18 protein-coding genes are annotated in these 19,471 nt (G+C 42.9%); 15 read left to right on the plus strand and 3 right to left on the minus strand.

Annotated elements, in window-relative coordinates; translation table 11 throughout:
- Positions 1-10 precede the first annotated feature (10 nt).
- From ACJROX_RS08660 to ACJROX_RS08685, 6 genes are all read left to right on the plus strand, one after another.
- The gene (locus tag ACJROX_RS08660; protein ID WP_408010349.1) at positions 11-1,678 is read left to right on the plus strand and encodes a thiamine pyrophosphate-dependent enzyme; all 1,668 of its coding nucleotides are present in this window, start codon (positions 11-13) and stop codon (positions 1,676-1,678) included.
- 72 nt (positions 1,679-1,750) lie between these two features.
- The gene (locus ACJROX_RS08665) at positions 1,751-2,740 is read left to right on the plus strand and encodes a 2-hydroxyacid dehydrogenase (RefSeq protein WP_408010350.1); all 990 of its coding nucleotides are present in this window, start codon (positions 1,751-1,753) and stop codon (positions 2,738-2,740) included.
- A 38-nt stretch (positions 2,741-2,778) separates the two neighbouring features.
- Entirely contained in the window at positions 2,779-3,459 is a 681-nt protein-coding gene (locus tag ACJROX_RS08670; RefSeq protein ID WP_408010351.1) for a GntR family transcriptional regulator, read from the plus strand.
- Between the two features lie 174 nt (positions 3,460-3,633).
- Positions 3,634-4,935, plus strand: coding sequence for an Nramp family divalent metal transporter (locus ACJROX_RS08675; protein WP_408010352.1), 1,302 nt, complete (start codon positions 3,634-3,636; stop codon positions 4,933-4,935).
- 201 nt (positions 4,936-5,136) lie between these two features.
- Positions 5,137-6,567, plus strand: coding sequence for a hypothetical protein (locus ACJROX_RS08680; protein WP_408010353.1), 1,431 nt, complete (start codon positions 5,137-5,139; stop codon positions 6,565-6,567).
- Positions 6,568-6,687: 120 nt separating this feature from the next.
- A complete protein-coding gene (locus ACJROX_RS08685; protein WP_408010354.1) occupies positions 6,688-8,352 on the plus strand; it encodes an IS1634 family transposase in 1,665 nt (554 codons plus the stop codon).
- 176 nt (positions 8,353-8,528) lie between these two features.
- On the opposite strand, the gene ACJROX_RS08690 is transcribed toward ACJROX_RS08685, so the two are convergent.
- The gene (locus ACJROX_RS08690) at positions 8,529-8,810 is read right to left on the minus strand and encodes a hypothetical protein (RefSeq protein WP_408010355.1); all 282 of its coding nucleotides are present in this window, start codon (positions 8,808-8,810) and stop codon (positions 8,529-8,531) included.
- A gap of 182 nt (positions 8,811-8,992) precedes the next feature.
- On the opposite strand from ACJROX_RS08690, the gene ACJROX_RS08695 reads away from it, so the two are divergent.
- The 7 genes from ACJROX_RS08695 to ACJROX_RS08725 all read left to right on the plus strand — a co-directional run bounded on the left by ACJROX_RS08695 (position 8,993) and on the right by ACJROX_RS08725 (position 14,994).
- Positions 8,993-9,514: a YhcN/YlaJ family sporulation lipoprotein gene (locus ACJROX_RS08695; protein ID WP_408010356.1), complete on the plus strand. Its 522-nt coding sequence runs from the start codon at positions 8,993-8,995 to the stop codon at positions 9,512-9,514.
- A gap of 389 nt (positions 9,515-9,903) precedes the next feature.
- Positions 9,904-10,941, plus strand: a complete 1,038-nt coding sequence (argC, locus tag ACJROX_RS08700) for an N-acetyl-gamma-glutamyl-phosphate reductase (protein ID WP_408010357.1) — start codon at positions 9,904-9,906, stop codon at positions 10,939-10,941.
- Positions 10,942-10,959: 18 nt separating this feature from the next.
- The gene (gene argJ / locus ACJROX_RS08705) at positions 10,960-12,186 is read left to right on the plus strand and encodes a bifunctional ornithine acetyltransferase/N-acetylglutamate synthase (protein WP_408010358.1); all 1,227 of its coding nucleotides are present in this window, start codon (positions 10,960-10,962) and stop codon (positions 12,184-12,186) included.
- Between the two features lie 11 nt (positions 12,187-12,197).
- Positions 12,198-13,004 carry an acetylglutamate kinase gene (gene argB, locus ACJROX_RS08710; RefSeq protein ID WP_408010359.1) on the plus strand — a complete coding sequence of 269 codons (807 nt, stop codon included), beginning with the start codon at positions 12,198-12,200 and terminating at the stop codon, positions 13,002-13,004.
- Positions 12,994-14,181: an acetylornithine transaminase gene (locus ACJROX_RS08715; RefSeq protein WP_408010360.1), complete on the plus strand. Its 1,188-nt coding sequence runs from the start codon at positions 12,994-12,996 to the stop codon at positions 14,179-14,181. Before argB ends, ACJROX_RS08715 begins: the two co-directional genes overlap by 11 nt.
- A 289-nt stretch (positions 14,182-14,470) precedes the next feature.
- Positions 14,471-14,701: a YetF domain-containing protein gene (locus ACJROX_RS08720; RefSeq protein WP_408011613.1), complete on the plus strand. Its 231-nt coding sequence runs from the start codon at positions 14,471-14,473 to the stop codon at positions 14,699-14,701.
- A gap of 152 nt (positions 14,702-14,853) precedes the next feature.
- Positions 14,854-14,994: a hypothetical protein gene (locus ACJROX_RS08725; RefSeq protein WP_408010361.1), complete on the plus strand. Its 141-nt coding sequence runs from the start codon at positions 14,854-14,856 to the stop codon at positions 14,992-14,994.
- Positions 14,995-15,118: 124 nt separating this feature from the next.
- Here ACJROX_RS08725 and ACJROX_RS08730 read toward each other — a convergent pair whose 3' ends face one another.
- Both ACJROX_RS08730 and ACJROX_RS08735 read right to left on the minus strand, forming a co-directional pair.
- The gene (locus ACJROX_RS08730) at positions 15,119-16,036 is read right to left on the minus strand and encodes a diacylglycerol/lipid kinase family protein (RefSeq protein ID WP_408010362.1); all 918 of its coding nucleotides are present in this window, start codon (positions 16,034-16,036) and stop codon (positions 15,119-15,121) included.
- A gap of 29 nt (positions 16,037-16,065) precedes the next feature.
- The gene (locus ACJROX_RS08735) at positions 16,066-16,962 is read right to left on the minus strand and encodes a diacylglycerol/lipid kinase family protein (RefSeq protein WP_408010363.1); all 897 of its coding nucleotides are present in this window, start codon (positions 16,960-16,962) and stop codon (positions 16,066-16,068) included.
- Between the two features lie 149 nt (positions 16,963-17,111).
- On the opposite strand from ACJROX_RS08735, the gene ACJROX_RS08740 reads away from it, so the two are divergent.
- Together ACJROX_RS08740 and ACJROX_RS08745 are read left to right on the plus strand one after the other, a co-directional pair.
- Positions 17,112-18,335, plus strand: coding sequence for a zinc-binding dehydrogenase (locus ACJROX_RS08740; RefSeq protein ID WP_408010365.1), 1,224 nt, complete (start codon positions 17,112-17,114; stop codon positions 18,333-18,335).
- Positions 18,336-18,364: 29 nt separating this feature from the next.
- Entirely contained in the window at positions 18,365-19,447 is a 1,083-nt protein-coding gene (locus tag ACJROX_RS08745; protein WP_408010366.1) for a class II aldolase/adducin family protein, read from the plus strand.
- Positions 19,448-19,471: the final 24 nt, after the last annotated feature.

Consider the following 19,471-nt stretch of genomic DNA (forward strand, 5'->3'; position numbering starts at 1 on the left):
GGGATTCTTAATGGCGAAATTGACTGCAGCACAGGCAATAGTCGAAGTACTGATCCAAGAAAATGTCGAGAAAGCTTTTTGTGTACCGGGGGAAAGTTATTTAAGTGTCATGGATGCCTTGAATGACCAAGATCAGATTTCATTGATAAGCGGTCGCCATGAAGGTGGGGTTTCTTTCATGACGGAAGGCTATGCAAAAGCAAGCGGGAAAGTCGGGGTCTGTTTTGCGACAAGGGGTCCAGGTGCGACAAATCTATCCATCGGACTGCATACAGCCAAACAGGATTCAACACCGATAGTCGCTTTTATCGGGCAGGTTGAACGGAATTATCAGGAAAGAGAAGCATTTCAAGAAGTGAATCTGGAGCAATATTTTCGACACCTGGTAAAATGGTCGGTTGAAATCAGGGATGCTTCCCGTACTGATGAACTGGTCTCTAGGGCATTCCATGTTGCAAGGTCTGGCAGGCCTGGTCCTGTCGTTGTTTCACTACCACAGGATGTTCTCGATGAAACCGCTGAATTCTCCTTCCATTGCTCCAGGATCTATTCTGACCCGAGGCCAAATAGGGATGCGGTTGCACAGGTTAAAGATATGATGACCTCAGCAAATCAGCCAGTCATCATTGCCGGAGGTGGTATCTGTACTTCAAAAGCTTCCGGTCGGTTGGCTGATTTAGCGGATAAATTGCAAGCACCGGTAATGACTGCTTTCAGGAGGTTTGATGCATTCCCGAATGACGATCGTCATTATGCGGGTTCACTAGGCCTTGGTACACCCGGATACCTGCTTGATTGTATAAAAGAATCTGATGTCGTTCTCGCTATCGGGACAAGGTTTTCACAGATAACCACCCAAGATTATACGTTAATGAATCCGTCCTCTAAATTGATTCATGTCGATATTTCTCCGCATGAATTGAACAAGGTTTATAAGCCCCATACAGGAATTGTTTCTGATGCAAAGCAGTTCATTGAAGACTTGTTCGCTATTACAGAGGCACCTGCACTAGACAGGAAAAAGCAGGAAAGGGTCAAGTTTTATCGAGAGGAATACGTGAAGTTCCGTGAAATTCCAACCTTGAAAGACGATGAGTATGTCGATCTGGCTGGTGCGATCAAAGATTTGAAGGATGTTTTGCCCGAAGACACGATCATTACTAATGATGCGGGGAACTTTTTCGGGTGGCTTGCAAAATACTATTCTTTCATTCACGAAGGGACATATGTTGGACCAACTTCCGGAGCCATGGGTTATGGAATGCCAGCAGCAATCGGCGCAAAACTGGCCCGACCGGATAAGCAAGTGGTCTGTCTATCTGGGGATGGCGGCTTCATGATGACGATGCAGGAGTTGGAAACGGCCATACGCTACAACATACCGGTCATTGCGGTTGTGGCAAATAATAATATGTATGGCACCATCAGGATGCATCAAGAAATACAGTTTCCCAACCGAGTGATCGGCACGGATCTGACCAATCCCGATTTTGCTGAAATGGCTAAAGTGATGGGGTGTCATGGTGAACGGGTAGAGTCTAATGATGATTTCACTGCCGCACTAAAGCGAGCATTGAAATCAGGGAAACCGAGTGTAATAGAGGTTCGGACAGATCCGCAACAAATTTCAGTACGCAGGACGATCGATGAATTAAGAGGAGTTGTAAAGAGTGGCTGATGTTCTATTTGGTCTCAGCCCTATAGATTTTTTATTGGAACGCGATATGATAGGAAAAGGAGGTGGTAGACGATGCAGCCAATCGTCATCGTGCATAACAAAATTCCCGAAGACATTTTAGAACAGATAAAAGAAACGTGCCAGGTACACTATTTTCCGGAAGGTTTGAACAGATCGAATCTTCCTGAGGTCTTGAATGAGGCAGAAGGTGTGCTTGGTTCTGGAGTGAGAGTCGACAAAGAATTTCTGGACAAAGCACCGAACTTAAAAATTGTCAGTAATATTTCAGTCGGCTTCAACAACCTTGATATAGAAGAATTGACAAAGCGAAAGATCATGGCGACCAATACCCCGGATGTACTGACAGATACAACGGCAGATACGATATTTGGCCTTCTGCTCGCAACCGCAAGGAGAATGGCTGAACTTGATCGTTATGTGAAAGAAGGAAGATGGAATCAATCTGTCGATGAAGCGTTATTTGGCGTTGATGTACACCATAAGACGCTTGGAATCATCGGCATGGGTAGAATAGGAGCTGCTATCGCCAAAAGAGGACGTCGAGGATTTGATATGGATATCCTTTACCATAACCGGTCACGGAATGAACAAGCAGAAAAAGAATACGGCGCTGTTTATTGTTCGCTGGATGATTTGTTGAAAAAATCGGATTTCGTTTGCTTGATGACCCCATTGACATCTGAAACGAAAAGATTGATCGGATTGGACCAATTCAAACTTATGAAAGAAACGGCGATCTTCATCAACGGTTCGCGAGGACTAACGGTTAATGAAGATGATTTGGTATATGCCCTTAAAAATAAACTGATCTATGCTGCCGGATTGGATGTGTTCGAAAAGGAACCTATCTCAAAAGATCATCCATTTCTGGAGATGCCGAATGTGATGACTTTGCCTCATATAGGTTCGGCTACACATGAAACTAGATATGAAATGGAAAAGATTGCCACTAAAAATTTCTTGGAAGGTCTCCAAGGTAAGCGGCCGCCATCATTGCTCAATCCTGGTGCATTGTCAAAAAAAGAGGAAGTCAATGGTTGAATAGATAGAGGAAAATTTAACGATCGGGTGGTGGAATTATGGAAGAGAGAAAGGATTCGTTATTAACACTGAATTTGAATCAGATTAAATCATTGCGCGATATCGTAATTGAATCTTTAAGGGAAGCGATCATAGCTGGCGAATTAAAGCCAGGTGAGCGTTTGAAGGAACGGGAGCTTGCGGAGAAGATGGGGATCAGTACCACACCGGTAAAAGAGGCACTGAGAATATTAACCCATGAAGGATTGGTGATCACCCTTCCCAGAAAAGGTACCATCGTCTCTGAATTAGTGGATACCTCTATTGAAGAAGTCTTGATGTTGAAAGCCTCCTTGGAAGGTTTGGCTGCCAACCTTGCAGCGAAGAAAATTTCTGAAAAGGATTTGGACAGGTTAAGAAAACAAATCAAAGTGATGGAACAACTTGCAAAACAAAAGGACAGGGAAGAATTGAAAAAAGAAAATACCGTATTTCATACGATGATCCGTGATGCAGCTCAAAACCCGGTCATACAAAATACCCTTAAGACGGTTATTTCATTCGATAAAGCTTTTCGCGCCAGAGCATTGAAATTGAATATCGAAATCAGAGAAGGCTTTGCAGAACACAAACAGATTTTTGAAGCGATCGAGGCAAGAGACTCTGAATTGGCTGAAAAGCGGATGAAGGACCATATTAATCGGACAAGGGAGAATGTGATGAGCCATTTGAATAAGTGATTTCATCGATTCTTGGTTTCATCGAGCCACACTTTAGTTTATCTCAATGTCGGTGTGGCAGCGTATAAATATTCAGAAGATTCTTTAAAATGGCCGCGGTTTGTGATGGATTTGAGAATGATCGAAGACCGTTTCTTGTCATTTCAATCGAACTAGCCTAAAGGAGGATCTAATTTGGAACCAAAGTATGAACATATTCCAGTTGAACAAGAGGTTGAAAAGAAAGAAAATAAGTTTTTACAAACAGTACGTCAATTTGGACCAGGAATTGTAGCCGTATTAGCGATGATGGGGGCAGGAGATCTTGTCAGTTCATCGGTTTCAGGCGCGAACTATGGATATGATCTTATGTGGATCCTTGCCGGGTCTTTGATCATTCGTTTTGTCGTTGTCAATGCAATGGCGCGCTATGAACTATGTAACATTGAACAGAACTCCATACTTGAGGGATATCAAAGCCTAGGTCGATTTTTCCCGTGGTTTTTCATGATCTCCACCTTGATCATCGGGCATCTGATCAATTCCTACATGATAAGTGGAGCAGGACAAGCTCTTTCCTGGATTTTTAATTTCGGATCTCCATTCCTATGGTCATGCGGTGTTGTCTTGATAAGTCTCTTTGTCATCGGTCGAAATGTCTATAAGTCTATCGAAAATTTGATGAAATTGTTACTCGGTGTCATGACGATCTCATTCCTTGGAATCGCCATATATGCAGTTCCGAATTTCGGAGGGATTTTGAGAGGGACGATCGGTTTTGGGGTTCCAGAAAATCAAGGTGTCTTCAGCGTGTTTTTGATAGCGCTTTCATTGATAGGTGCAGTTGGTGGATCCCTTACAAACTTTCTATATCCGTATTATGCAAAAGAGAAAGGGTGGAACAGTCCCGCATATCTGAAGATACAACGGTATGATCTGCTGTTTGGCATTTCCGCTGCGATCATCATCAACCTGGCACTGTGGGTAGTAGGTGCGGAGGTATTAAGACCGAACGGGATCCAGGTAAGTGGATTAGATGACATCTCGAAAGCGTTATCTACACACATGGGTTATTTCGGTGCCCTTGTATTCTATTTAGGCGTTTTCGGTATCCTCTACAGCAGTGTAGTTGGATTCGCCAATGGATATCCTAAATTGGTCATTGATTGTCTGCACATGATAAAAAAGGAACGTCGTCAAAAATATGGTCGTAAATTCGAAGACGACCCGATGTTCAAATGGGTCAGTCTCTTCATTCTCATTTCGCCTATCATCTGGTCTATACCTGGTATGCCGGGCTTTGTGGCCATGGTGGTATTCGTCAACGCGTTACAAGGAGTCATCGTTCCGATCATCGCTTTCGGACTCCTGATGTTGACGAATAAAACCTCGCATTTGGGTAAATACAAAAACAACTGGTTAGAGAATGTCGTCTTATCACTGACGACTGCCTTGACTATCTGGGTCACGTTTGAATGGTTCATAGGATTATTCTAAGCCGTTTTAATAGAAATTCCGTTTAAAATAAGGTAATTTATGATATATCAAACATCATTAAAAAAGTAACCTTTAACGCTAATACACAGTACTGGGGTTGCTTTTTTACCTCTTTTCTTATTCCCTTGTAATAGAGGGGATATTTTTATTCCACCTATATTTTGGCGAGTTTAAATTAAGAGTTGCTGGGAGTTATCAATTATGAAGAGGGTAATCCTGTTTACATACGCAATGGTCATCAATTTATATATTGTCATATTTTATCTGGATCGTATATTTCCCCATGATTATTTACAGATGGCCCTTTCATTACTGGGTGTATTATCGTTGATGCTTTCATTGATCCATCTGTCTGCCCAAAAAAGACTCCTGCCGCTATTCCTGTTGGCCTTCTCTTTTTTCATCTTGATTGCATCCCACACCTCGATCGTTGACGGGGTACTACAAGGGTTCAGGCAGATGACGAGTCTGATCGCCTTGTTATTGATTGTTCCGATTATAAGTTGGATCTTGGATGAAGAGCCATATATCGTTAAAATCATGTCTTTTGCGGGCGATTTTTTAAATACCAGCAGAAGGTTTTATTTTGGTCTGATGATCATCACACAAGTCTTATCCTTCTTCCTGCTTTTTGGATCGATCCAGACAGTCTATCAATTCATACAAGGATTTTTAGGCAACAAGGAAGGGGAAGCATGGGAAAACTTCAAAGGTACCGCTATATTGAGAGCTTTCTCATTATGTACCCTTTGGGTCATCAGTATCCCTAGTTTTGCTTTCATCGTCAACTTTTTGAATGCCTCTTTATGGATTTCCATGGTCCAAGGGGCATTTATATCATTTTGCGCCATCCTTCTTGCAGTACTGTTTTCATATTTTGAAGAGAAACATTACAAAATTGATATCACTTCAGGGATTCAAGAGGAAATCCATAAAGTGATAAAGTCCAAAAGTAAAGGAAAGTTGAGTCGTGAAGTGATCGAATTCATTGGTTTATTCATCTTCATCTTCGGGACCATTTTTTGCTTTCATTCTGTTTTTCGGCTGGAGATACTCGTTCTCATTCCACCGGTGATCCTAATTTATACCCTCCTGTATTTCCTCTTTAAAAGGAGATACATAAGTTTGAAAAAGAATATCAGATTCTATTTCAACGAGTATCTCCAGGCAAAATCGCAACAGTTCAGTATCCTGTTATCTGTGGGATTTGTGATTGTTGCACTGAATCTGTCTGGATGGGGAAAGAAGTTGATCGACGGCATTCTGTTCATTGAACAAAGTATTCCCTATATGAATCTTTTAAGTATACTGCCTTTCGTTCCGATGATTCTAAGTTTTTGTGGGATCGGTCCTTTACCAGTGCTGGTGCTTGTCGGTGGTGTCCTGCAAAATATATCCCTGCCTTATCCGCCAGAGTTGTTAGTGTTATCGATCACTTCAGGAAGTGTCATTTCGGCATTATTATCTCCATTGATACTGCCGACGATTGTTTTGAGCAGTGAAAATGGACTCAGTATCTTCAAGAACGGTTTCCAATTCAATATTGCGTATGCAGCCGTTTTTTATCTCTTTGTCCAAGCGTACTTGCACCCGAGTTCGACAGTAAATAGGCACATTTTCAGAAATCTATGATAGACGTTCTTTATCTATCAAGGATTCCGGGGAATTGTGCTTTTTTTTCGATTTCTTCATAGGCACACGTTTACTGATATTTACCTTTACATATAGGTGATAATAGTTTATTGTATAGGTATGTACATAAGACGCGTAACCCGTAAAAATAAAAATGGAACTACAACCGCGTACCTTCAACTCGCTCATAATGAATGGGATCCGAAAGCCAAATATGCGAAAGCAAAGGTGATTTATTCCTTCGGTCGGGAAGAACAAGTCGATTCCGCCGTCCTGGAACGTCTGGCACAGAGTATTTCGAGATTCCTTTCTCCTGAAGCTGCGTTGAAGTCGAAAGAAAAGATTAGTGATGTCGCAGAATTTCTCTTCCAGTCGTCGAAAAGTATCGGTGGCATCTGGCTATTTGATCAGTTGTGGAAGAAAATCGGCATGGACAGTATCCTCGAGGAAGTGTTCTCTTCGAGACAACACACTGTCGATCTCGAACGGCTGATCTTTACAATGGTAGCGAACCGTGGTCTTTCTCCTTCGAGTAAACTGGCGATGGAAGAATGGGTATCTGAAGATGTGTATATCCCTGGGGTGAAAGAAGTGCACAGCCACCAGCTTTATCGTGCGATGGATGAACTTCTAGCCGTTCAGTCTGAGTTGGAAGAACGTGTCTTCCATTCGGTCTCGGACCTATTGAACTTGGAGGTCGATCTTCTTTATTTTGACACCACATCCAGCTACTTCGAAGTAGCACCGGATGAGGTGCCGGAAGATGAAACATTCCGCAAACAAGGATTCTCAAAAGATAAACGTTCAGACCTTGTGCAGACCGTAATCGGGCTTGCGGTCACCCGAGAAGGCATTCCGATTCGTGTTTGGTCATGGCCTGGCAATACGATGGATATGACCGTAATTGAAGAAGTGAAAAAAGATTTGATAGGCTGGAAACTTGGACGAGTCATACAAGTCGCTGATCGCGGATTTTCCTCAGAAGAAAACCTCCGGATCCTCCAGCGAACAGGCGGTCATTACATCATTGGTGAACGCATGCGTTCAGGGAAGAAAGACGTTGAAGAAGCCCTTAGTAAACGCGGACGATTTCAAAAGATCCGACAGAACCTTCAGGTTAAAGAAGCTATTATTGGGAACGGGGAGGCACGTAAACGGTATGTCATTGCGTACAATCCGATAGAAGCGAAACGAGATCAAGCTCAACGGGAAAAGATTGTAGAGACGATTGAAATGAAGCTATCGGATCTCAAGCAACTTCCGAATGAGGCCCACCGAAAAGAAGCTTGCCGCCTTCATGCCCATGGCACATACGGGAAGTACATTCGCCAATTGAAAGATGGTACCTTGAAGTTGAACAAACAAGCTGTTCGAGATGCGGCGAAATACGATGGGAAGTATTTGATTCGTACATCGGATGACACGCTTTCCTTAGAAGATATCGCACTGGGCTACAAGCAACTCTTAGACGTAGAAGATGCGTTTCGAACTTTGAAATCAACCCTTCGGCTTCGACCGATGTATCACCGTCTAGAGGATCGAATTCGATCTCATGTACTAATCAGTTGGTTGGCACTCTTACTCGTTCGGATTATCGAAGTTGAAACCGATGAAACCTGGGAACAACTACGGAAAGAAATGAATCGATTACATTTAGGACATTTTTCTACAAAAGATGGAGACCTATATCAGCGCACAACGTTAACATCAAAACAACGTCAAACCTTTGCGGCACTTGGGTTGGAGACACCTCCAAAGGTCGTTGATATCCAGCCGAAATCCTAGTTACACACGTTTTTGAATAAAAAATGGGCATAACCCCTTATTTGGCATGGGTTTGTGCCCATTTCGTTTACCTAGGGACTGTCGAACTCGGGTTGCAAATCGCAGCCATATATTTATTATAGATCCACCAAAACAACCTCCGAGCAGTTTCGGAGGTTGTTTATTTTGGCAAATATTCAAAAGTGTTCGTTTACTTCCCATGACTCGACGATTTGGTGTGCCATCCTTGGATGGAAGCCCCTTCCGATCAAATAACTGATTGCTGCCACTTCCGTCATCGCATGTCTATACGAGGTATGTTTAGCTTCCTCCAGGCCGTATCCAACGAATGGCCGGACCGTCATCAATGTTTGGTTCTTCAGTTGAGGATATAGTGGACCGTGAGCTTGCTGGTGATAATATTCTTCTTGTTGTCCCCAATGAGGCTGCTGGCCTTCGTGGTATGGATTCCCGTTCATATAAGCACTCCTTAAAATTGATCGAACTTTATTGTCATTCTATGTTGGTGAAACATGTCCATTGAGCCTATTTCTTTCTATTTGTTCATTTCTATGTAATTTTTAAAAATATATGTATAATTTTCCATTGAACCTTTCAAACTAAGGTGGAAATTGGAAATCACACTTAAGGAGGAATTCAGATGTTCTTGAAAACAAAATTTTTGCTGGTAGCATGTCTTTTCGCTACTGCACTTGTTGCTTGTAACATGGGGAACAATGGGGATGACATGAATGAAAACGGAGCTGAAACTGAGAATATCGGCGATCGTGATAATGGGGTCATTGATGATAATGACAATGGTGCCGGTGTCATGAACAATCAACGTGTCAAAGTAGCTGAAAAAGCCGCAGACAAGATCACGAATCTGCCTGAAGTCCAAGATGCGAATGTGTTCGTCACAAATGAGAATGCTTATGTGGCAGCACAGCTTACGACTGGGACACAAGCTGAAGGTGAAGTGACAAGAGAACTTGAGAAAAAGATTGCCGACCAAGTAAAGGCGACTGACCAGGATATTAATAACGTTTTCGTTTCAACGAATCCGGAATTCTTTGACCGCTCTGCAAATTACGCAGAAAAGTTCGGTCGCGGAGAACCGGTACAAGGTCTGTTTGAAGAATTCAACGAAACAATCCGCCGTGTATTCCCTAACGCCCGCTAAATCAATTTTAAGCTATTCAAAAAGACTGATTCGGATCAAGAAATTGGTTCCGAGTCGGTTTTTTTGTTTTTAAAAAGATCAATAAGCGTGTAGGCCATGCCCGCGAGGAAACAGAATCTCCATTATCTTTTAAAAATGAAGGTATATCGTTAAAAATCCTAAATTATCTTTAAATTTCTGGAATTATCTTTAAAATCCCTAAATTATCTTTAAATCCTTAATTCTGAAACTCGTTCCAAAAAATGTATTATTATTTAAATAATTGTATGCGGATATAAAATGTAAGCGCTTTATTAAAGAATTTTTATAAATACTGTTGAATAAAAATACTTATGTATGTATAATAATCCGAAATAGCAAGCAGAACAGCAGATAGGAGATGGAGTCATTTGAAAGCAGCAATTATCGGAGGAACCGGTTATGGGGCAGTCGAGCTGGTCAGGTTGCTAAACAACCATCCTCAAGTTGAAATTTCCACTATTGTTTCCCACTCGAACAGCGGCAATGAGCTTCAATCAATCTACCCGCATCTATCCGACATCATCAAAACTTCCTTTGCTGAAATGGATGTAGAGAAAGTCAGTGAAGAGGTAGATCTCGTTTTCTTCGGGACGCCATCAGGAGTCAGTACCAAACTTGTCCCGCAATTCATGGAACAAGACGTAAAATGCATCGATCTCGCGGGTGACTTCAGGCTGGATTCCCCAGAAATTTATGAAAAGTGGTATAAAAAATCTGCACCACCGCAGCAATACACAGAAAAGGCGGCCTACGGGCTAAGCGAGATTTATACAGAAGAAGTGAAGAACGCAACGCTGATTGCAAATCCAGGTTGTTATCCGACAGCCACGTTGTTAGCACTCATACCAGTTTTAAAAGAACAGTTGATCGAACCACAATCCATCATCATAGATGCAAAGTCTGGTCTTTCCGGGGCAGGGAGAAGCGTCTCCTTGAAAGCTCATTTTTCAGAAACGAATGAGAACTTCAGAGCTTACAAGCTGGCAGAGCATCAGCACATACCAGAAATCGAACAAATCCTTGCTAAAGAGAGCGGGGTGGATTTGCAGGTATCGTTCACGCCTCACCTCGTGCCGATGACTAGAGGCATCATGTGCACGATCTATTCGAATATGACGCTCGGGAAAACGACTGAGGAAATCATCGAGTTATACCAAACCTTTTATAAGGACCATCCTTTCGTACGTGTCAGGCCTGAAGGAATCATCCCTGCAACGAAAGAGGTGTACGGAAGCAATTATTGCGACATCGGTTTCAAGGTCGATGATAGGACCGGAAGGCTGATGATCGTTTCTGTAATCGATAATCTTGTCAAAGGTGCAGCAGGGCAAGCGATCCAGAACATGAATCTGATGCAAGGCTGGGACGAACAGACAGGGCTTACGAATGTCCCTATCTATCCATAATCGGGAGGAGGAATGATGATGCAAGCAATGAAAACGAATGAAATCATCGGTGTTAAAGATGGAGGTGTCACAACCCCGCAGGGATTCACGGCTGGAGGCCTCCATTGTGGACTCCGGAAAACGCGTCTTGATCTCGGTTATGTTTTATCAGAAGTTCCAGCCGTAACAGCCGGTGTGTATACGACCAACCTTTTTCAAGCGGCACCCCTTCTAGTCACGCAGGAAAGCATCGCGGTCGAGAACAAGATCCAGGCAGTACTCGTAAACTCGGCTAATGCGAATGCTTGTACAGGTGATCAGGGACTGAAGGACGCTTATGAGATGCAACAATTGTTTGCGGAAGAGCTCGGTGTTGAGAACCATCAGGTTGCTGTCACTTCGACGGGTGTCATCGGTGTCCAATTGCCGATGGATAAGATCAAGTCCGGTGTTAAAAATATCCTTGCGAAAAATCACGAGGGCGTAGCAAATTTTGAGGAAGCGATCCTTACGACAGATACGACGGTTAAACATCATGCTGTTCAATTTGAGATTGATGGTAAGCCGGTAAGTATCGGAGGTGCCGCGAAAGGATCCGGGATGATCCACCCGAACATGGCTACGATGCTCGGTTTCATCACGACGGATGCGTATATCGGACATGAGAGCTTGCAAACCGCATTGCGTCAGGTGACGGATGAGACGTTCAACATGATTACGGTTGATGGTGATACGAGTACGAATGACATGGTGCTTACGATGGCGAACGGAAAAGCAGGGAACAATCTGCTTGATGAAAACCATCCGGATTGGGCTGTTTTTTTACAAGGCTTGAAATCGGTCTGTGCGTCGCTTGCGAAAAAAATAGCCCGAGACGGTGAAGGGGCGACAAAACTGATCGAGGTCCATGTGAAAGGGGCTAGAAATGGTGTTGCCGCCCGTGCTGTCGGGAAGGCGATCATCTCTTCCAACCTTGTAAAAACCGCGATTTATGGGACGGATCCGAACTGGGGAAGGATCGTATGTGCAATCGGTTATAGCGGGGAGAAAGTTGATCCGGATAAGGTAAGCGTCTCCCTCGGCGATATCCAAGTGGTCGGGAACGGGCTGCCATCACCATTCAGTGAAGAAGAAGCAACAGACTATCTGAAGCAGGAACATGTGCATATCTACGTGGATTTGAATCAAGGTGGATATGAAGCGACGGCATGGGGCTGTGATCTGTCTTATGATTATGTGAAAATCAACGCGTCTTATCGAACTTAAGGAGGAAGCTGATGAACTATCTTGTCATTAAATGTGGCGGAAGTGTTTTGGAAGCGTTACCTGAATCGTTTTATGAAAATATTGTCCTAATGCAGAAAGAGCTAGGAGTGCAGCCGGTCATCGTCCATGGCGGAGGACCGCTCATTTCATCCCTTTTGAAAAAGATGGGCACGGAAACGACCTTTGTCAACGGACTACGTGTAACGACGGATGAGGTGCTTGATGTCGTCGAAATGGTACTGAGTGGATCAGTCAATAAACAGATTGTCAGGCATCTGGTGGAAGCAGGCGGGAATGCATACGGTTTGAGCGGTGTCGACGGTGGGTTGTTAAAAGCGAGGAAGTTGAAGAGCCCTGTTGATCTCGGTTTTGTCGGAGAGATCTTCCATGTCGAGACGAAGCTGATTTCCCAGCTTGGAGATCATGGGTATATCCCGGTCATTTCACCGCTGGGAATCGATGAACGCGGTCAACGGTACAACATCAACGGGGATATCGCCGCTGCAGAAGTGGCGAAAGCGCTCGGTGCAAAGCTTTGTTTGATCAGTGATATTCCAGGGCTTTATGTAGAAGAAGGTGAAGAAAAGAAGGTATTCCATAAGGTGACGAAGGATGCCATCTTAGAACTGATGGAGAACGATGTGATAACTGGAGGGATGATCCCGAAAGTGAAATCGGCGATCGATGCACTTGAGCATGGTGTTCCTGAAGTATCGATCATCAACGGGATGACTGCTGATGCGTTGATCGATTTTTGTACAGGAAAAGAAATTGGAACTAAAATCATATTGGCTGAGGAGGTGGCAAATGTCCACTGAACTACTCACAGAACATTCTCCCCTAATGAAAACATACAACCGGTTTCCGATCACGCTTGAAAAAGGGAAAGGAAGCTATGTTTGGGATCAGGAAGGGAACAAGTATCTCGATTTCACATCGGGGATTGCGACGTGCAATTTAGGACACCTCCCGGATGTGGTGAAAAAACAGGTAGATGCCCAGTTGGAAAAGCTATGGCACTGCTCGAATCTTTATCACATCCCTGAGCAGGAGGCGTTGGCCGAGCTGTTGGTAAAGCATAGCTGCGGCGATCAGGTTTTCTTCTGTAATAGTGGTGCAGAGGCTAATGAGGCAGCGATCAAACTGGCAAGACGTTACGCGCGCGAAGTAAAGGGTAAAGAGGAAGCATTCGAAATCGTAACCTTCAATCAATCATTCCATGGGCGTACGATGGCGACGTTGTCTGCGACAGGCCAGCCGAAGCTCCAAGACGGTTTTGCACCAATGCTTCAGGGGTTCCGCCATCTTCCTTTCAATGATGTCCAAGCGTTGAACCAGCTTCCTTCCGATAAAACGTGTGCTGTTTTAGTCGAACTCGTCCAAGGTGAAGGTGGAGTAAACCCGGCTGACGTGGAGTGGATGCAGCAGCTTGAGGATATATGCAATGCGAACGACATCCTGTTGATGGTTGATGAGATCCAGACGGGAATGGGCCGGACAGGAACGTTATTTGCCTATGAACAGTACGGAATCGATCCGGATGTGATTTCAGTTGCAAAAGGCCTCGGCTCCGGTTTTCCGATCGGTGCGATTATTTCAAAAGCAAAAGTAGCTGAAGCTTTCGGGCCAGGAACCCACGGCAGTACATTCGGCGGGAATCCGCTGGCGTCATCGGCCGGATTTGCGACAGTGAACCACCTTGTTTCAAGCGATGTCATTAATGAAGCGTTCATTCTCGGACATTATCTTAAGGATCAATTAGAACAGCTGAAGGCAGAGTTTAATGAAGTAAAAGAAGTACGTGGAAAAGGGTTTCTTTTAGGAATGGAAATCAGTGGTCAGGCGATCTCGATTCTTGAAAAAGCGCGTGAGAAAAACGTACTGATATTAGTAGCGGGTCCGAATGTGGTTCGGATCCTTCCGCCATTAACGACTACAAAAGAAGAAATCGATTATTTTGTAGGTGTATTAAAGGAGATTTTTGAGGGAGCTTGATGTTCCTCAATTCGAACACATATGAAACGCGAGTGATTTTGCAAATAAATCACTTGCGTTTTTTAGTTGATGAGAAGTTTAATGGAATGGTCAATGGGAACCTAATTTTATAGCGTTATAATAATTTCTCGATTAAGGAGAGAATAAAAAGAAAACGCGGGAGTAAAGAAAAGGGGAGGATTCATATTAATAAGAAATTGATTGAGTACAGGATATTCGTTCCCTCGATATTGATTATTATTGGAATCGGGGTACCCTTTAATCCGAGGTTACAATAGAAGATCTGAATATTGTAAAAAAACATACGGGACTGGCGTATCCTCTAATTGTCGACGGAAAAGTGCACAAGGATGTCCTTGCTGAATTGAACCTTACCGATGATTGGTTGAAGATGCAATTAAGGGGTTTAGGCGTGTTGAATTCTGATGAAGTTTTCTTTGCTTCAATCGATAGCAAAACAAACCTACATGTTTCTCTGAAAAAAGAAAATTCCGCAAGCCTCCCGCCGATCCATCATTAGAATGATCCAGGAAGTTAAGGTGTCCATTGATGAAAAGGAGAGGAAGTCTTTTTTCATTTGGTGGGGATTATTGGAACTTATTTTATCTATACATATATTCTAAATTAAAACTTCACACTATAAGAGAAAAATACAATATGGTGGGGTATAGAATGAAAATTGAAACGAAAATCTTTTCAATCATGGCCTTGGGTATATCGCTGTTCACTTTCTATCGTTACAGAGATCGATTTACAATCGATGCAATGGTGAGAAGTTTTTCAATACCTATCCAAGATATTGAAAAGAAATAAAAAATTATGATTTTTATAAAGGGGGCGGTATGCTTGCAACTCTTTTTTGATGGCTTTATGGATAAACTGAAAAAAACTGTCATGGCCTTATATGAATTTGAGTATGACGAGTTGTTTTTCAAACTCAAAAAGTAGGTTTTCTAACAACATAGAGACAACTTTGTTTATTCCGGATGGTCAAAGGGGTTTGTCCCAGGATTTCACCATCTGCATGTACGATATAAGGGACATCAGATTCGACTTGGATCTCTTTACACCGAAATGTATCGACACCATGGTGATCAATATGTTTTCCCTTATAAACTTGTGGAAACAACTTGAGCAGTTCCCATCTCTTCAGATCAGAGACGATGCATACATCCAGCCATCCATCATCTGCTTTTGAGCAAGGCGATATTCTCATTCCCCCACCATAAAAGCTCGAATTTGCTACCGCCACAAGCCAAACATTCGAAAACATTCTACGCTGTCCATCCATCGATAATATTATGTTCGATGGCGTGTACTCCCTTAATACATTCAATACACTTAATACATAACTGACTTTGCCCATCCGCAACATATTCATGATACCCTTATACTTCGACTCATTCGTTGCCAGGGCTACTTGGCCATCAAAACCGATCCCGGCTACTGTAGAATAATAACGGGGCTCACCATTGTGTTTCAGTACCTCTCCTACGTCAATTAATTTCGCCTTACCTTCCAACACATGTTTCAATGCCATTCTCCAATTCAACGGGATGTTCAGTTCCCTGCAAAGGTCATTTCCAGATCCCGTCGGCAAAACGCCCAAAGGGACATCTGAACCTACCAATGCATTGAGCACTTCATTGACTGTACCGTCACCGCCTACTGCAACAATCACTTTCGGATCATTTTCTTTCATCAGGTCATATGCCAGTTGAGTGCCATGCCCTGTACGCCGAGTAATTCTACAAGTATAAGGGATATGTTGCTCTTTTAAAATCGACTCCACTTTCTCCCATATCTTTGCTCCTCTCCCATTTCCTGAATGCTTATTGACGATAAAACCGTACATATGATCACCTGTCTTCCAAAATAACTTGGTTAATTTGAAGTATAGACATTTAGGTGCGATGGCAATACCTCAAAGCTGAAGTTGTCGAGGTATACTTGTTCACCATCCAGGTTGAAAGGCATTGTTTCCGAAAATGAGAATTCTACGGAACGCACGGATTGATATTCAAAAGTCCTTGCCTTATGAGGTAAACGGGCCATTTTTAAAAACAAAGTAAAAAACAGTCTGATTTTATCCTCTTTCCGTAAGGCTACTAAATGGAAATGACCGTCTTCACGATTTGCAGGATCAATTAAACGTTCAAAAGGGCCTAACGCATTTCCGTTCATGATCAAAAAAAGTGAGAGATCCTGTAACATTTTATTTTCAGAAAGAGTGATCGAAATTTGTGATGTTTGTTTTGTGAATAGGTAGCTTCTAAAAAAGGAAAGACAATAAGCCAATTCACCAAGCCAGGATTTGAGGGTCGGGGACGTATTATAGGTAATATCGGTTAACCAGCCGGCTGCAGCGATATTCCCAAAGTATCGGTTTCCGATTTTTCCGATATCGATTGGTTTTATCGTTTGTCGGCCAATGAGAGGGATGATCTCTAGAAGTTGGTTGGGCATTCCTAAGTACTTCGCGAACTCATTGCTCGTACCAAGCGGGATGATGCCGATATTCGGTCTGTACCCCTCAGTGGAAATGGATTGGATACACCTGTTGACTGTTCCGTCGCCTCCCAAGATGAAGATGGAATGGACTTTTTGTCTACATGCATCCGTAATGGGACCATCAACTTGATCAAAATCCTCAATTGTATGGGTATCCAGGTCAAATCCAAGAACGGAAAGATGGTGGATCAACTCGGGTACGTGTTTATGATTTTTTCTTTTTCCGCATTCAGGATTATAAATGACAATCGCTTTTTTAAATATTGACATGGTACAGACCTCTTTTGAATTTATCAAATCAATATTAATTTCTCCAGATCCTGACAGATTAGTCCTCAGATTGTTTAAATAAACAATTCATATGATGAATAACCATTCTTATAATGGATATATTATCCAAATAGAAGGGAGATTGAGGAATGAAAGCCATTCAGTTTAATTTCAGTAAATCAAGATATATATTCTCAAAAGTTGCCGGTCGTATTACCACAAAAGCTTATTGGGATCCGCGATTCTCATGCTTACAGTATACAGACCACCACCAGAAAAAGTTGCCGAATGAAGATTGGGTAAGAGTAAAAGTTAAATATAGTGGAATTTGTGGAAGCGACTTGAATCTGATTTTTCTCAAGGACAGTCCGGCAACATCTCCCTATGTTTCCTTTCCATTTACAATTGGCCATGAAATCGTCGGAACTGTTACTGAAATAGGCGGGAATGTAAAGGGGGTTCAAAAGGGACAAAGGGTGGCAGTGGATCCTATATTGTCTTGTGAAGTCAGAGGGATTGAGGAACCATGCAGACCTTGCCAGGAGCAGAATTACAGCTTATGTGAACGAAAGACCGAAGGCACAATATCCCCTGGATTATTAACTGGTGCCTGCCGCGATACAAGTGGAGGATGGAGCCCTTGTATCGTAGCGCATAAAAGCCAGATTTTCACCCTTCCCGACGAAGTCGATGATTTGAATGGCGTTTTGGTAGAACCTTTCAGTTGTGCAATCCACAGTGTAATGAGGAGTCAACCGAAGAAAGGAGATACCGTTTTGGTGATCGGTGGAGGGGTTCTTGGATTATGTACAGTCGCTGCAATCCGTGCCCTGGATCTTCCCTGTAAAATTGTCAGCATGGTCAAATATGGTTTCCAGGGTGAATTGGCCACCTATTACGGTGCTGATGAAGTTGTTTATCTTTCTGGCTCAGGCTATGACAATGCCTTAGCACAGGTAATCGACGCTACGGTCTTATCTCCTTTATTTGGTCCAAACGTCATTGAGGGAGGTGCGGACATCGTATTTGAATGTGTCGGCAGGAAACAGAGCATCAATGATGCACTACGTTTTACCAGGAATGGCGGAAGAATCGTTCTGTTAGGATTGGCTGGCATCATGGATGGCATAGATTGGACGACGGTCTGGTTGAACGAGTTGGAGATAAAAGGAACGTTCGCCTATAGCACCGAGGCATACCAAGGAAAACAGATCAGGACCTTCGCGTTAGCGATCCAGTTGATAAAAGAAGGCAAGGTTAACCTTTCACCGATGATCACGCACAGATTTCAGTTAGAAAAATATCAAGAAGCCTTAAAAGCCGTTGCAAGCAAAGGAAAGAAAGATGCAGTCAAAGTAGTTTTCGAACCATGATTTTGATCTACAAAAGGAGTTGACAGAAGATGAAGAATTTTACAGTCACAGGAGTCAAGCCAAGCGCCTTTCTTGAGGAATTTGCTGATGGTTTGAAACAGACCTTTACTGAAAGGGGATATAATTTTGAAGAGAATACCGACAATGAAATTCGTGTGGTCTTCAATCTGATTGATCCTGAGAAACCGAGACCCTTTCGCAGGAAAGCGCAAGCTACCTTCGTCATATCGATTCTTGAAGTCGATTCGATAAACGACAATACATTTGAAAAAGCCTATCCGTATTTGATAAGATCTCTTGCTAATCATCTAATCTATATCCTTCACAAAGGGGATACCACAGAACTGTATTTCATATCACCTGAACAGGGATTTTATAGAATGGAATACTCGAATGGGCAGGACTTTTACAACCACGTCTATAATCGGTTAGAGCCTATCGCGTCGGCACAATTGGTCATCGACAATGATTTTATGGAAGATTTAGGTGACGCTTTATGGGAAGGTAATGAAATCACATACAAGTTACGTGATTCCGGAAAAAAACTTGATGAGATGGATTTGCTTCCAGCACCATTTCCGCTGGATAAGTATCTGTCTCAGAGAGATATGCGCCAACTGAAAAAGCTGTATGGGATTGGCGGCTTAAGTTATGGGAACCTCAGCAGCAGACATGATCACAAGGATTTTTGGATGAGTGCTAGCGGAATCGACAAGTCCAATATGCAAAAAATTGGACAAGATATCCTCTACATTAAAGGATATAATCCAACTAAAAATACAATGGAAATCAGCATACCGCCTAAGGTTACACCGAAGAGAGCTTCAGTTGATGCAATCGAACATTGGATGATCTATAGGGAGCATCCAAATGTAGGTGCAATTGTCCATGTCCATGCATGGATGGAGGATATTGAGGCTACAGAAGTGAATTATCCGTGTGGTACTTTACAACTTGCCGAAGCTGTCGCGGATCTGGTCAAAAAGGCTCCTGATCCATCACGCGCTGTCATCGGGTTAAAAAATCATGGCCTGACGATAACTGGTCGCGATCTGGATGACATCTTCGATCGGATAGACGGGAAGATTATCAGGCAAGTGCCAATGATTTGATCTGAAAATTTGACCAGAGGGACC

This window comes from Pseudalkalibacillus sp. A8 (assembly GCF_045920555.1).
Lineage (GTDB): Bacteria > Bacillota > Bacilli > Bacillales > Fictibacillaceae > Pseudalkalibacillus.

Excerpts from the sequence above, each read along its gene's own strand:
- argB (WP_408010359.1), top strand. The coding sequence starts at position 12,198 with ATGAACTATCTTGTCATTAAATGTGGCGGAAGTGTTTTGGAAGCGTTA.
- ACJROX_RS08670 (WP_408010351.1), top strand. The coding sequence starts at position 2,779 with ATGGAAGAGAGAAAGGATTCGTTATTAACACTGAATTTGAATCAGATT.
- ACJROX_RS08725 (WP_408010361.1), top strand. The coding sequence starts at position 14,854 with ATGAAAATTGAAACGAAAATCTTTTCAATCATGGCCTTGGGTATATCG.
- ACJROX_RS08695 (WP_408010356.1), top strand. The coding sequence starts at position 8,993 with ATGTTCTTGAAAACAAAATTTTTGCTGGTAGCATGTCTTTTCGCTACT.
- ACJROX_RS08680 (WP_408010353.1), top strand. The coding sequence starts at position 5,137 with ATGAAGAGGGTAATCCTGTTTACATACGCAATGGTCATCAATTTATAT.
- ACJROX_RS08665 (WP_408010350.1), top strand. The coding sequence starts at position 1,751 with ATGCAGCCAATCGTCATCGTGCATAACAAAATTCCCGAAGACATTTTA.
- ACJROX_RS08745 (WP_408010366.1), top strand. The coding sequence starts at position 18,365 with ATGAAGAATTTTACAGTCACAGGAGTCAAGCCAAGCGCCTTTCTTGAG.
- ACJROX_RS08690 (WP_408010355.1), bottom strand. The coding sequence starts at position 8,810 with ATGAACGGGAATCCATACCACGAAGGCCAGCAGCCTCATTGGGGACAA.
- ACJROX_RS08740 (WP_408010365.1), top strand. The coding sequence starts at position 17,112 with ATGAAAGCCATTCAGTTTAATTTCAGTAAATCAAGATATATATTCTCA.
- ACJROX_RS08735 (WP_408010363.1), bottom strand. The coding sequence starts at position 16,962 with ATGTCAATATTTAAAAAAGCGATTGTCATTTATAATCCTGAATGCGGA.
- ACJROX_RS08715 (WP_408010360.1), top strand. The coding sequence starts at position 12,994 with ATGTCCACTGAACTACTCACAGAACATTCTCCCCTAATGAAAACATAC.
- ACJROX_RS08730 (WP_408010362.1), bottom strand. The coding sequence starts at position 16,036 with ATGTACGGTTTTATCGTCAATAAGCATTCAGGAAATGGGAGAGGAGCA.
- argJ (WP_408010358.1), top strand. The coding sequence starts at position 10,960 with ATGCAAGCAATGAAAACGAATGAAATCATCGGTGTTAAAGATGGAGGT.
- ACJROX_RS08685 (WP_408010354.1), top strand. The coding sequence starts at position 6,688 with ATGTACATAAGACGCGTAACCCGTAAAAATAAAAATGGAACTACAACC.
- ACJROX_RS08660 (WP_408010349.1), top strand. The coding sequence starts at position 11 with ATGGCGAAATTGACTGCAGCACAGGCAATAGTCGAAGTACTGATCCAA.